This window comes from Kribbella steppae, assembly GCF_004342025.1.
Lineage (GTDB): Bacteria > Actinomycetota > Actinomycetes > Propionibacteriales > Kribbellaceae > Kribbella > Kribbella steppae.
Map to the genome: position 1 here is coordinate 389,660 of NZ_SLWN01000005.1, position 13,533 is coordinate 403,192.

General features: G+C 69.3%; 10 protein-coding genes. 6 read left to right on the forward strand and 4 right to left on the reverse strand.

Annotated elements, in window-relative coordinates; genetic code table 11:
- The first annotated feature begins 3 nt into the window (after nt 1-3).
- Both EV652_RS16715 and EV652_RS16720 read left to right on the forward strand, forming a co-directional pair.
- Complete coding sequence (locus tag EV652_RS16715) at nt 4-387, forward strand: hypothetical protein (protein ID WP_132210242.1); 384 nt, start codon at nt 4-6, stop codon at nt 385-387.
- Nucleotides 387-1,613 carry a glutathionylspermidine synthase family protein gene (locus EV652_RS16720; RefSeq protein WP_132210050.1) on the forward strand — a complete coding sequence of 409 codons (1,227 nt, stop codon included), beginning with the start codon at nt 387-389 and terminating at the stop codon, nt 1,611-1,613. Before EV652_RS16715 ends, EV652_RS16720 begins: the two co-directional genes overlap by 1 nt.
- Here EV652_RS16720 and EV652_RS16725 read toward each other — a convergent pair whose 3' ends face one another.
- Nucleotides 1,614-3,068: an NAD-dependent succinate-semialdehyde dehydrogenase gene (locus tag EV652_RS16725; protein WP_132210051.1), complete on the reverse strand. Its 1,455-nt coding sequence runs from the start codon at nt 3,066-3,068 to the stop codon at nt 1,614-1,616.
- A gap of 48 nt (nt 3,069-3,116) precedes the next feature.
- Nucleotides 3,117-4,178, reverse strand: coding sequence for an MsnO8 family LLM class oxidoreductase (locus EV652_RS16730; protein WP_242001816.1), 1,062 nt, complete (start codon nt 4,176-4,178; stop codon nt 3,117-3,119).
- 585 nt (nt 4,179-4,763) lie between these two features.
- On the opposite strand from EV652_RS16730, the gene EV652_RS16735 reads away from it, so the two are divergent.
- From EV652_RS16735 to EV652_RS16750, 4 genes are all read left to right on the forward strand, one after another.
- Nucleotides 4,764-7,709: a type 2 lanthipeptide synthetase LanM family protein gene (locus EV652_RS16735; protein ID WP_132210053.1), complete on the forward strand. Its 2,946-nt coding sequence runs from the start codon at nt 4,764-4,766 to the stop codon at nt 7,707-7,709.
- Nucleotides 7,710-7,736: 27 nt separating this feature from the next.
- Nucleotides 7,737-7,940, forward strand: a complete 204-nt coding sequence (locus EV652_RS16740; protein WP_132210054.1) for a hypothetical protein — start codon at nt 7,737-7,739, stop codon at nt 7,938-7,940.
- 103 nt (nt 7,941-8,043) lie between these two features.
- Entirely contained in the window at nt 8,044-10,968 is a 2,925-nt protein-coding gene (locus EV652_RS16745) for an ATP-binding protein (RefSeq protein ID WP_132210055.1), read from the forward strand.
- 187 nt (nt 10,969-11,155) lie between these two features.
- Complete coding sequence (locus tag EV652_RS16750) at nt 11,156-12,385, forward strand: ROK family transcriptional regulator (RefSeq protein WP_242001817.1); 1,230 nt, start codon at nt 11,156-11,158, stop codon at nt 12,383-12,385.
- A 16-nt stretch (nt 12,386-12,401) separates the two neighbouring features.
- On the opposite strand, the gene EV652_RS16755 is transcribed toward EV652_RS16750, so the two are convergent.
- On the reverse strand, nt 12,402-13,151 hold the full coding sequence (locus tag EV652_RS16755) for an alpha/beta fold hydrolase (protein ID WP_132210057.1): 750 nt from the start codon (nt 13,149-13,151) through the stop codon (nt 12,402-12,404).
- Entirely contained in the window at nt 13,148-13,474 is a 327-nt protein-coding gene (locus EV652_RS16760) for a hypothetical protein (protein ID WP_132210058.1), read from the reverse strand. The genes EV652_RS16755 and EV652_RS16760 overlap by 4 nt, the downstream gene beginning before the upstream one ends.
- Nucleotides 13,475-13,533: the final 59 nt, after the last annotated feature.

Consider the following 13,533-nt stretch of genomic DNA (forward strand, 5'->3'; position numbering starts at 1 on the left):
CGGATGCGTAGTGCGACAGTCACGCTCGGGCTCACGACCTTGATGGCCGCGTCGCTGACCGGGTGCGCCGGCGAGGAACAGCCGGACTACGCCGCGATCTGCGTCGACCCGCAGACCCAGACCCGCGCCGACGACGACAACTGCACCGACGAGCGCGAGTACCACGGCTCCGGTGCCGGGTTCTTCTGGTTCTACATGGCCACCCGGGGCAACGCGTTCGTGCCACCGATCGGCGGCCGCTACAACGCTGCCAACGGCACCTACACGGTCCCGAGGACAGGGTCGCCGACCGTCAAGCGGGGTGGTCTGGACAAGGGCGGCGGCGATATCGGCACCATCACCCGCGGCGGGTTCGGCAAGGCCGGCAAGGGGAGCTCTGGCGGCTGATGTGGCGGCACGCGATCAAGCCGCGGCCGCGGTGGAAGGACACCGTCGTGGAGCAGGGCCTGGTGTTTCCGATGACCGACCTGCCGGACGGCACCGAGACGCCGTACTGGAACGAGAGCGCCTGGTACGAGGTGACGATGGACGAGGTGCTGCACCTCGAGCGCGTCACCGAGGAGCTGTACGAGATGTGCCGGCACGCGGCGTCGGTGATGGCGGCGGGTGACCGGTTCTCCGACACGCAGCTCGGGCTCGCACCCGGCACGCTGCCGCTGGTCCGCGAGTCGCTGAAGCGCGACGACCTGTCGGTCTACGCGCGGTTCGACCTGGCCTGGAGCGGGGCCGAGCCGAAGATGCTGGAGATCAACGGCGACACCCCGACCGGGCTGGTCGAGTCGGCGGTGATCCAGTGGAACTGGCTGGAGGACGTGTTCCCGGATGCGGATCAGTGGAACTCGGTGCACGACCGCCTGGTCAAGTGGTGGGCCGAGCACCTCGCGGCCGGCCACTTCCCGGGGAACGAGGCGCATTTCTTCAACTCCGGTGCGGAGACCTCCGGCGAGGAGGCGATGACGGTCGCCTACCTGCGTGACACCGCCGCGATGGCCGGACTGGCGACGTACGGGCACGAGATCGAGGATCTGGGCTGGGACTCGGGGCGACGGGCCTTCGTGGACTGGGGCGGGCGGCCGATCCGGACCGCGTTCAAGCTCTACCCGTGGGAGGACATGCTCGACGACGAGTTCGGCCGCTACGTGCTCGCCGGCCTGGAACCCGAGCCGGTGCGGTGGATCGAGCCGATCTGGAAGACGATGCTGTCGACCAAAGCGATCCTGCCGGTGCTGTGGGAGCTGTACCCGGACCACCCGAACCTGCTGCCGGCGTACTTCGATGATCCCGGCGACCTGCTCGAGTGGGTGGCCAAGCCGCTGCACGGCCGGGAGGGCAGCAACATCCGGATCCACACCGTGGCCGGCGCCGAGGACCACATCCACGACGGCCCGTACGACACCGCGACGATGGTCTACCAGGAGTGGCACCCGCTGCCGTCGTACGACGGGAATCGCGCCGTCATCGGAAGCTGGATCGTCGACGGTGTCGCGGCCGGCATGATGGTCCGCGAGTCCGACGGACCCATCACCGACTACTACGCGCGCTTCGTCCCGCACGCGATCGGGACCAGTCCGCGGCCCGACCAGGAGACGATCCAGCAGTGGCTGGCGGAGTGATCAGTCCACGTTGATGGCGACGTACTTGAGCTCCAGGTACTCGTCGATGCCGGTGCTGCCACCTTCGCGGCCGAGGCCGGACTGTTTGACGCCGCCGAAGGGTGCCGCGGGGTTGGAGACGATGCCCTGGTTGAGGCCGATCATCCCGGTTTCCAGGCGTTCGGAGACGCGGAGGGCGCGGGTCAGGTCGTTGGTGAACAGGTAGGAGACCAGGCCGTACTCGGTGTCGTTGGCCATCCGGACCGCCTCCTCCTCGGTCTCGAAGGCGGTCAGCGGGGCGACCGGGCCGAAGATCTCCTCCTTCTGCAACCGGGCCGTCCTCGGTACGTCGGCCAGCACCGTCGGCGGGTAGAAGTACCCGTTGCCTTCAGCAACCGAGGCACCGGTCAGCACCCGGGCGCCCTGGGTGATCGCGTCGTCGACGAGGTCCTTCACCTTGTCCCGCTGGGCGGCGTCGATCAGGGGGCCGACGTCGACTCCCTCCTCGGTCCCGCGGCCGACCGTGAGCGCGGCCATCCGCTCGGCGAGTCTGGTCGCGAACTCGTCCATCAACGGCGTCTGCACGTAGATCCGGTTGGCCGCCGTACAAGCCTCGCCGCCGTTGCGCATCTTCGCCAGCATCGCGCCGTCGACGGCCTTGTCCAGGTCGGCGTCGGCGAACACCAGCAGCGGCGCGTTCCCGCCGAGTTCCATGCTGGTCCGCAGCACCTGTTCGGCGGACTGCTCGATCAGCTTCCGGCCGACCTGGGTCGAGCCGGTGAAGGACAGCTTGCGGGCGCGTCCGTCGCGGATCAGCGGCTCCATCACGCCGCCGGAGTCGCTGGTCGTGATCACGTTCAGCACGCCGGCCGGCAGCCCGGCCTCGGTCATCAACTCGGCCAGCTTGAGCATCGACAACGGAGTCTGGGAGGCCGGTTTCATCACCATCGTGCAGCCGGCCGCGACCGCCGGGCCGATCTTGCGGGCACCCATCGCGGCCGGGAAGTTCCACGGCGTGATCAGCAGGCACGGGCCGACCGGCTGCCGCATCACCAGGAAGCGGCCCTGGCCGTTCGGTGCGACCTGGTAGCCGCCGTCGATCCGGACCGCCTCCTCGGCGAACCAGCGGAAGAACTCGGCCGCGTAGGCGATCTCGCCCTTGGACTCGGCGACCGGCTTGCCCATCTCCAGCGTCATCAGCAGCGCCAGTTCGTCGGCGCGCTCGGTCATCAGCTCATAGGTCCGGCGAAGGATCTCGCCACGCTCGCGTGGTGCCGTTGCGGCCCAGTCCGCCTGCGCCGCAACAGCAGCGTCCAGGGCGGCCACGCCGTCGGCAGGACTCGCATCAGCAACTTCGCACAGCGTCGTACCGGTGGCCGGGTCCTCGACGGCCAGGGTCTTCCCGCCTGCGGCCGCCTGCCACTTGCCGCCGATGAACAGCTCGTTCGGACATGCCTCAACGACTTCCCGCTCCATGAGCCTGCCTTTCTGTTGCGTCCGGCAGTACCCACGATAGGTACCCGTTCAGGCTGTGGCGATGAGCGGTGGTGCGTGACGCGGGACGGTGCGGATCGTGCGGGTTAGACCGGCTGCGATGGTGCGGAGGATGGCCGATCTGATCAGGCCGTCGAAGGCCAGTGGGACCAGCATGATCTCGTTGGCAGCAGTGCTGGCGACCAGCGAGCCCAGTCCGGATACCACTGTGGTCCGTGAGCCGACGATGTGGCCGGGGTCGTCCAGCAACCGCTCCGCCCGGCCGCGCTCGCGGCCGGTCAGCGGCGGCTCCAGCAGCTCCATCAGCTCGGCCGGAGTGGCCCGTGGCGACGCGACAGCAAGACGCGTCTTCACCCGCACGTACTCAGCGAAGCGGATGATTGCCTCTTCCTCGGAGTCCGCCGCCACCACACCGACCGTCACTCCGAGATACGGCTTCACCGTCGGTCCGCTCGCCTCGAAGTGCTCCTTGTACGCCGCCACAGCCGCAAGCGTCGTGGCAGCAGCACAGTGATGCGCCAGAAAGACAGGCAACCCTCGTACGGCGGCAGTCGCCGCAGCACCGGGGTGATCGGCCAGAACGAACACAGGTGGTGGCAGGCCGGCCAGCGACAGCCGTACGTCGCCCACTGGCGCCCGGCCGGGTAGTCCGTCGCGAAGGAACCCACACAGCTCGTCCAGCCGACGCGGGAACGTGTCATGGGCGGCACCGCCGAGTGCGGCCGCCGTACTGGGCACGAAACCGTTCTGCTGACCCACGCCAAGGTCGATCCGACTCGGGTACGCCGCTGCCAGCGCGGCGAACTGTTCCGCGATGACGAGAGGCTGGTGGGTCGTCAGCAGTGCGCCGCCCGAGCCCAAGCGGATCCGGTCTGTTCGCGCGGCCAGGACAGCCGCGAGCACAGCAGGTGTCGCGCTGCCGACACCCCGGACGCCGTGCTGCTCCCCCAACCAGAACCGGCGATATCCGAGGTCATCGGCAGCTTGTGCCACCTCCGCGGTCTCCCGGAGTGCGGCCGCAGCCGACTGACCGGGCAGCTGCGGTACTACGTCGAGCACCGAATGCGCTGAGACGGGCAATCCAGGAGTCACAGGGGCGAGCACCTGCCAACCGTCGCAGTGTCCGAGCAGTTCGCGCATGGGTGTTCGGCACCCATGTTCCGGCCCGCGAACACCCACCCTCCGGCCGGAGCGCCGAGTCTCGAAAATGGGGGTGCGGAGGTCTTGCCGGACCGCTGATCGGTCGGGCATCGTTCCCGGCGTTCCTTCCAGTGCCTCTTCGAGGAACGTTGGTGCCTCTAGCGGTGGCCCAGTCGTTCGCTGGCAAGGCGGAGGAGGAGAGCAATGCGGAGCATTGCGCGACGACGACAACGCCGCCAGCGGGCGTCTGGGGCGCCGCTAGAGGTGCCGAACGTTTCTCGAAGAGGCACCACTTTCGCGGACAGAGGAGGCCGAAGACGAGTGCAGACACAGAGCTGGGAGCCGTAGCGCTCCCGTCCTGAGCCGGGCCGGCCTTCCACCAGAGGCCGCCCCCGGCCGGGCGCTGCTGCCGCGGGGTGGTCAACCCCCAGTCGTCACCCCGCGGCAGGTGTCGGCTGCGCACTTTCCGGCCGTCCGGCGAAATATGGGGGCTCGATACCCATGTCTGGGGCGGGTCCCCGATGGCAGCCTGTCCGCGTGCTCAACTCAGCGACCGCCGGGCCTGCCCGGACCGACCAGCGCAACGCCTGGTGGTCCGCCGGGATGCGCCCGCACGAGTTGACGACCTCGGCGCCGGCCTGGGCCGAGTACGTCGAACGAAGCACCAATCAGACCGCGCCTGCCGCTGGTCGCAGCCCCGCAGGGACCGATGTCGTCGGTGGCCACACATCAGGTGGGGCTGACGAGGCTTCGGGTGGGCACCGCGACTGGCGGCAGGCGCTTATGCGCTGCCTCGACCCGCTCCTCTCGTCGGCTCGCCGCGACCTCGCGGCCGCCGGGCACAGCGGCGTACTGGCAGAGCACTTACTGCAACGGCTCGGACTGCGGATGGTGAAGCTGGCGTCGCGGACGCTGGTGCTGGAGCTAGCCCGCGCACGTGACCGCGGCGAGCTGGCCGGTGCCACCTCGGCCGCCCGTTTTCTGGACTTCACCCACCGGCTCGTCGGAGGGAGCGAGCTGGCGGAGTTCCTGGCCACCTACCCGGTGCTGGCCCGGGTCCTGGGCGAGTCGTGCCGACAGGGCGTCGAGGGTCACCTCGAACTCCTGGCACGACTCGCCGAGGATCGGGAGTCACTCGTCGCCGGACTGCTCGACGGCCGTGATCCCGGCGCGTTGACCGCCATCGACCCCGCCGGCGATCCCCACCGGGGCGGCCGGTCCACGGCAACCCTCACCTTCGCGGACGGGCGACGGCTGGTCTACAAACCGCGATCGCTCGACCTGCACAGCCACTTCAACGAGCTGGTCGACTGGCTGAACGACAAGACCGGCCTGGACATCCGCACAGTCGGCATACTCCCCCGCGATGGGTACGGCTGGTCGGAGTACGTCGTACCTCAGCCTTGCGACGACCTGGCCGAGGTACGTCGCTTCTACCACAGGCAAGGCGCTCTGCTGGCACTGCTGTACGTGCTGGACGGCACGGACATGCACTACGAGAACCTGATCGCCGTCGGCGAGCAGCCTGTCCTCGTCGACATCGAGACGCTGTTCCACCCGAGTCACGCACCAGCAGGTGCACTCAGCCGTGACCCGGCGTACCGGGCACTGCTGAGCTCGGTCTATCGCACTGCGTTGCTGCCACTGGTGGTCAGCGGCGAGCACGGTGTGGCAGACATGTCCGGACTGGGTGGCGACGCCGATGCGACGGCACCTACCAGCGTGGTCGACTGGGCTGACGCCGGTCTGGACTCGATGCACCTCGTCAGGCGCCCTGGCAAGACTCACGGCGCCAGGAACCGGCCGCGACTCGACGGTGCCGACATCGAACCGCGGGACCACGAGATCGCCTTGCTCACCGGGTTCCGGGCCGCGTACGAGGCGATTGCCTGGCACCGTGAGGAGCTGATCGGCGCGGACGGCCTGCTGGCCCGTTGCGCGACGGACCAGATCCGCTTCGTGCCGCGGAGCACCAGCCTCTACACAGGTCTCCTGGACGAGTCGACGCACCCGGATGCGCTCCGCGACGCAGCTGGTCGCAGCCAACTACTCGACCTGTTGTGGGACGCCGACGAGGCCCTGCACGCCGTGGTGCCGTACGAGCTGGCAGATCTGTGGGCAGGCGACGTACCGCTCTTCACTACCCGTCCGGACAGCCGTGACGTCTGGGCATCCGACGGCACTCACATCCCGAACGTGCTGGCCACTGAAGGCCTCAGTGCTGTCGAGGCGAAGATCGCGGCTCTCAGCGACATCGACGAGCATCGGCAGAAGTGGCTGATCTCCGCGACGCTCGCGACCAGGCCGGAGTCGATCGTGCACTCCAGCACCGCCGGCAGGCCTGGCCTGGGTGCCACTGAGGCAGACCCCGATCACCTGCTGGCCGCCGCCACAGACATCGCCGACGAGATCATGGCGCAGGTCCAGAGCGAACGCGGCGGTGCGGCGAACTGGCTCGGTCTGGAACTCATCGACGACCACCACTGGGCTGTAAGGCCAATGGGAGCAGGGCTTTCCAACGGCTACACCGGTACGGCGCTCTTCCTCGCACAGGTCGGTGTGCTGACCGGAGCCCAGAAGTACTGCGAGCTGGCGCGTGACGCGATCCGGCCGCTCCCTGCCCTGCTGCAGAGCCTGGCAGCGGACCCGGAGTCCGCCCAGCTCGTCGGCCCGGGCCTGCACGGACTAGGCGGCATCAGCTACGGCCTCGACCGCCTCCACTCCCTTCTCGGCGACTCCGACCTCGCCACCTGGCTGACCGCCTCCCTCGAACTCATCGAGCAGCTCAAGCCCGACGAGTTCCCCACGTACGCCGAAGGCGCAGCCGGCGGTCTCACCGCCATGCAAGCGATCCAAGGCAATGCGATCGCCACCCGGCTCGCCGAGCGGTACGCCGACGAGCTGGTCAGCACAGTGGAGCTCGGGCTCCGTCGTGGCCGAGTAGCAGCGGATCACGGCTTCGCCCGGGGCTATCAGGGAATTGCCTGGGCTCTCGGCCGGTACGGCGTACCTGGTGACAGGTACACGGACGCTGCACGGGCGGCGTCTGATCTGGACCGGCCAGAGCGCCCTGGTAGCCATGGTTGGTGCTCTGGTGACGCCGGGACCGCGTTGGCCCGGCTGAGTGCCGGAGTACCCGCGGACCTCGACGCCTACCTGAGGGCCGCAGCAGAACGTCCGGTGCTCGCCGACCTGAGTCTGTGTCACGGCGAGCTCGGCGCGGTGGAGCCACTGGTGTGGCTCGCCGAACGCGATCACACAGCTGTTGAGGCGGTCCGGCGTCGCCGGGCCGGGCTGGTGCTCGCGGCAGTACAGCAGTACGGACCTCAGTGCGGGACACCGCGAGCGGTTCCGTCACCAGGCTTGCTGACCGGCCTGGCGGGAATCGGCTACGGCCTGCTCCGGCTGGCGTTCTCCGAACGCGTTCCGTCCGTCCTGCTGCTCGAACCATCCGCCGGGCCGAAGCGCGCACCACAGCGCTGACGCCCACCAACCGATTGGGGAGACAGCATGACCGCCCAGCACAACGAAGAGCAGCCCGACGTCCAGCAGGCACCGGAGAGCACCGACCCGCTCGGTCCGATCACGTTGCCGACGCGATCCAAGATCGGCGCCCGGGCCATGGCCCTGGTCGGCACCGTCGGCCTGAGCGCGTTCGCCGCCGCCGTCGCCGCCAGCGATCTCGGCAGCACCTGGCCGACCATCGAGAGCTGAGCAAGCGCTTGACAGCCGAAGGTCGACCGGCTCGCTGGGGGGTGGCCGGTCGACCTTGCTCATTCGCTGCGGTGGCAGCGATACGTCGTTAGAGTTGGCAAGCATGCAGACCCGTGCGCCCAGAGTGGTCGGCAGAGACCGGGAGATCGATCAGCTCCACCGCCTGCTGGCCGCGGCCCGAGGCGGATACGGGGGTGCGGTCTTCCTCGTCGGCGAGCCCGGGATCGGCAAGAGCCGGCTGGCCGGGGTCGGCACCACACGGGCGCTCGACGACAGTATGGCGACGTTGCGCGGCCGGGTCGGAGCCATCGGCACGATGGTTGCGTTCCGCCCGTTCACCGAGGCACTACTGTCACTCATCCGCCGGGGCGAGATGCCGGCCGCCGACGGGCTCGGTCCCTACCGGCAGGTGCTCGGCCGCCTGGTCCCGGACTGGGACGACGGTACGGCGCACAGCACCGCCACGTCGACCGTCGTACTCGGTGAAGCCGTCCTGCGGTTGCTCACACTGGTCGGCAAGGACCGTGGTTGCCTCCTGGTGCTGGAGGACCTGCACGGGTCGGACCCCGAGACACTGGCAGTGATCGAGTATCTGCTCGACAACCTGGAGGACCAGCCGATCGCGCTGGTCGCCACACTGCGCTCGGAGACCTGTGCGGCGCTCGAGCTCGCCAGGTTGTCCGCACAACGCGGCTCGGCCGCTCTGGTCGAGCTGCAGCCGTTGGACCGGGCTGAAGTTGGTGAGCTGGCTTCCGGCTGCCTTGAGGTACCGCCGGACGGCGTACCCGATGCACTGGTCGACCAACTGTGGCGGGACAGTGCTGGAGTCCCTTTTATCGTTGAGGAACTGCTGCAGGAGGCGAGTAGGTCCGGGCAGCTGCTGTCGAAGGCTGACGGCAGTGTGCAGGTGGTGGACGGCCTGCAGACAAACGTTCCAGCAGCCGTTGTCAGGAGCATCAGTAGCCGGACCGACCAGCTCGGACCAGAGTCACGCGACCTGTTGGTGCTGGCTGCGGTGATCGGCCACCGCTTCCCGTTGAGCGTCGTACGTAAGGCCACTGGGACTGACGAGCGATTGCTGCTCGCCACGTTGCGTGCTGGGCTTGCCGCGCAGTTGGTCGGGCCGGACGAGCCGGTGCCGGACTGGTACGCGTTCCGGCATCCGCTGACCGCTGACGCGTTGCTCGCCGGGCTGACGCCGACTGAACGGTCCACACTTGCCAGACGGTGTGCCGACGCGATCGAAGAGCTCCACCCAGGGCTGCCGGGTGAGTGGTGCCAGATGGTGGCCGAGCTCGCGGAGACCGGTGGAGACATGGCACGAGCCGGCCGGCTGTTCGCAACGGCTGGGCGACGGTCCTTCGACGAGGGGTCGATGGCATCGGCAGTGAAGCTGCTGGAGCGCGCGACCGCCTTACTGGCAAGCGATTCCGACACCAGCTACCGGGCCGAGGTGCTCGGGTCGTTGCTCATCGCACTGAGTGAGACCGGCCAGTTCGAGAACAGCACGGCCCACGCCGGCACCATCGAGGAGATGGCCGACCGCAACCTGGACAGCCGCAAGGTCGCCGCACTGCACGTGCAGCTGGCGAATCTCGAGCACATGGCCGGCCGTTGGTCGGCGGCCCTGACCCAGGTCGCGACGGCCCGGACGCTGCTGGGTATCGACGCCGGCGACGCGGACCTCGCGCCGGTCGACGCGATCGCCGCGCACCTCGAGCTGGCCCGGCCGAGTCCCGGCCGGCTCAAGGCCGCGACCGAGCTGGCCACCCGCGCGGCCGAAGCCGCCGAACGCGCCAAGCTGCCCGCCGTCGCCTGCGACGCCCTGCAACTGCTCGGCATCCTGTCGCGTGAGCACGACCTGGACCGATCGATCGACTTCTTCCACCGGGCCAGGCTGGTGGCCGAAGAGCACAACATGACCTTCCAGCGGGTCTGCTCGCACATCTTCCAGGCCGGCACGATCTGCCTGGCCAACGGCAGCATCGTCGAGCTCGAACGCGCCCGGCAGCAGGCGTTGCGGATCGGCGCCATCCCGCTGGCCTACGAGGTGGACGGGATCCTCGGCCAGCAGGCGATCCTGCGGTCCGAGTACGACAAGGCCGCGGTCATCATTGACGAGTGCCTGGAGATCACCCGGCGGCTCCGGCTCGGCCGCTCGGCGACGTACTTCCTGTCCACCAAAGCGATCCTCGAGGCACACCGGGGACGTCGTACGGCGATGGAGGAGACGCTGGCCGAGGCCGCCAACTGGGGTGGCGAGCGGGCGTCGTACGAGCTGCCCTACTCCTACGGACTCGCGCGGACGTTCTGCGCGCTGCTGGAGGAGAACCGCGAGCTGGCCGACTCCGAGATGGCCCAGGCCCTCGCGTACGACGCTCAGAACCCGACCACCCTGCACACCTCGGGGAAGTACGGGCTGGGGCTGCTCCTCGGCGTACTGTCCGGCCGCAACGGCTGGGCACACTTCGAGGCGATCACGGCTGCCGCGGCCAGTGGGATGCGGTGGAACAAGCAGTTCGTTCAGCTGGCGCACGCCGTACTGCTCGGCCGGGACGGTCGGCTGGCCGCGGCCAACGCCAAGATGGTCGAGGCGCAGGAGACTGCGTCGCTCTACCCGATGGCGCGCTACCTGGGTCTGCGGATGGTTGCCGAGCCGGCGTACGCCGACGGCTGGGGTGAGCCGGTCGCGTGGCTGCGGCAGGCCGAGGACTACTTCCACAACGCGGAAATCCCGGTGGTGGCCAGTTCGTGCCGTAGTCTGCTGCGTCAGCTCGGCGCGACCGTCTCCCAACGCCGGAGCGGGATCGAGCAGGTGCCGGCGCATCTGCGGCAGCTCGGGATCACCAGCCGCGAGTACGAGGTCTGCCGGCTGCTGGTGGACCGGATCGGGAACAAGTCGATCGCGTCCCGGCTGCACATCTCGCCACGGACCGTGGAGAAGCATGTGGCCAGCCTGATGACCAAGACACAGCAACCGGATCGGGAGGCACTGAGCAGTTTCGCCCGGACCGTCGTCCAGGACTGACGGTGCCGCTCCAGACCAAAGGTGGTCCGATTCCGGCACTGATGCGTGTGCTGGGACGTGGGACGGCCGGAGGGTGGTAGTTGTCGACTCACGGATTCGGCGACCGCCCGTCGACGCGGTATGACACGGTAATTTATGAACACTCGCTTTCTATTAGGATGGGCGAGTGGCAGGCAAGGGGTCGGACATGAGCAAGGGAACGGTCGGCGGCGGCGGTACGACGATGCTGCGGCGGATCAACGTCGCCGCGGTGCTGGATGCGGTGCGCCGCTCCGCGCCCGCGCCGCTGCGCGTCGCCGAACTGGTCGAACGGACCGGTCTGGCCAGACCGACCGTGGCCCAGGCCGTCGACGAGCTGCTGGACGCCGGCTGGCTGCAGCAGCACGGGCCGGACTCCGCGGACCGCTCGCTCGGCCGCCCGGCCATCCGCGTCTCGCTGCGCGGCCGTGCGGCGCCGGTGCTCGGCCTGGATGTCGGCCCGCACCGGGTGACCGTGGGCGTCTCCGACCTGGCCGGACGCAAGCTCTCCCTGGTACGACGCTCTGGCCCCGGCTGGACCGCCCAGGAGCTGCTCGGAGTCATCAGCGAGGTGATCACCGAGGCGCTGGCGGAGGCCGAAGTGCCGGCCGAGGACATCGCGGCCGCGGTTGCCGCCAGCCCTGGCATCGTCGACGAGCACACCGGTCGGGTCCAGCTGGTCCCGAGCGTGCCGGGCTGGTCCGCGGTTGACCTGACCAAGCATGTCCGCAGCCTGCTCGACTGCCCGGTGATGCTCGACAACGACGCCAACCTGGCCGCGCTGGCCATTGCCGCCGCTCGCGGTGGCACCGGCACGCTGCTGGCCGTGCAGTGGGGTGAGCGGCTCGGTGCCGGCATCGTGATCGACGGACGGCTGCACCGAGGCACCGGCGCGGCTGGTGAGATCGGCTTCATCGCTACCGGCCCGGACGACGTCATCAACCCTGAGGACAGTCGCGGACCGTTGGAGCGTGCGGTCGGCTCTGAGGCCATCGCAGCACTCGGCCGCCAGGCAGCACTCGACAACCCCAGCTCCCGACTGGCTGAGCTGGGTGGCGAGCAGCTGGACACGGCCGATGTGTTCGCGGCTGCGGCAGAGCGTGACCCGGTGGCCCAGGCCGTCGTACAGCAGGTCGCCCGCGACTTCGCCCGGGCACTTGCCCCCTCCGTACTCGTGCTGGACCCGACTGCCGTGGTGATCGGTGGCGGTGTCGCCCGCGCGGGCGCCGTACTGCTCGACGCCATCTCCGACCAGCTGCGGCTGCTCACGCTGAACCACCCGAAGCTGGAGCTGTCCGCTCTGGCCGAGGACGCGGTCGTCACCGGTGCGATGCGCATGGCCCTGGACGAGGTCTGGCAGCGCAAGCTCCCGACCCCGGCCCTGACCAGCACGGCCTAACCCGCGCCGGTCACGTTCAGCTGCGGACGGCGGCGGCGATCGCGTCGGGGCGATCGAGGTGGACGAGATGGGCGGAATCGGGCAGCACCTCGACAGTGCCGTCCAGTACGTCGGCCAGCCGGCGCTGACCCGCGAGCCAGCGATCGGCGGTGAACCGCGAGCTGCCGCCGGTGGCGACCAGCAGAGTCGTCGGCGGGACCTCTCCGACCGGACCGGCGACCAGCTTGCCGACCTCGACGGCCAGCTCCCAGCTGCTCGCCAGTTCGCCCCAGAACAGCAGCCACGACAGCGCGGCGCCGTACCGCTTCCGCGCGGTTGCCTTGGACAACAGATCGCGGTTCGTGGTGCTGCCGATCCGGACGATCAGCCGTCGTACCGCCGGCCCCAGGAGCTGCGGTACGCCGATCCGCCCGAGGAACCGCAGGAACGCGCGCACCGCCCGATCACCGCGCGTGCCCGGATAGAGCCAGCGCCAGCCGGTCTCGGACGTGAGGCTGGTGTCGACGAGCACGACCCGGCTCACCTCCAGCGGCCGGGTCAGCGCCCAGCGCAGTACAGCGAGACCGCCGATGGAGTGCCCGACCAGCCCGATCTCCCGGTCCGCCGGTAGGCCGGCCGCCCTGCGCAGCTCGTCGACGTCCGACGTGATCGGCGTACACCAGGGATCGATCACCCGGAGGTCCAGCCCCGGCAACAGCTCGACGACCCGGCCGAACTCCTCCGGAGTCTCAGCCAGGCCGGGCAGCACGACCCAGGTTGTTGTCATCGAAGGAAAGCCTGCCTCAGGCCTGGTAGCAATGTCGCCAGCATTAGGCACACGAGCAGGACCGAGACGCGTTGCAGGATGCCCGGCGGATGCAGGTCGCTGCCGGTGAGCACCTCGAGGCCGGTCTCGAGGCCGAGCCAGGCTTGGGTCACCGCGACGCCGGCGGCCAGTACGGCGACCATGCGGCCCCACACACCACCCCAGCCGGAGCGGCGCAGGACCAGGACGGCGAAGATGCCCATGGCAACGCTGGGCAGGCTGCAGTAGAGCACGCCGGCGGCGATCATCACGTTGCGCATCAGGCGATACGGGACGGCCACCATGCCCGTCAGCCTCGCACACCGACCAAGCCCTTGACTGTCCCGTCAGCTACACCGTCCGG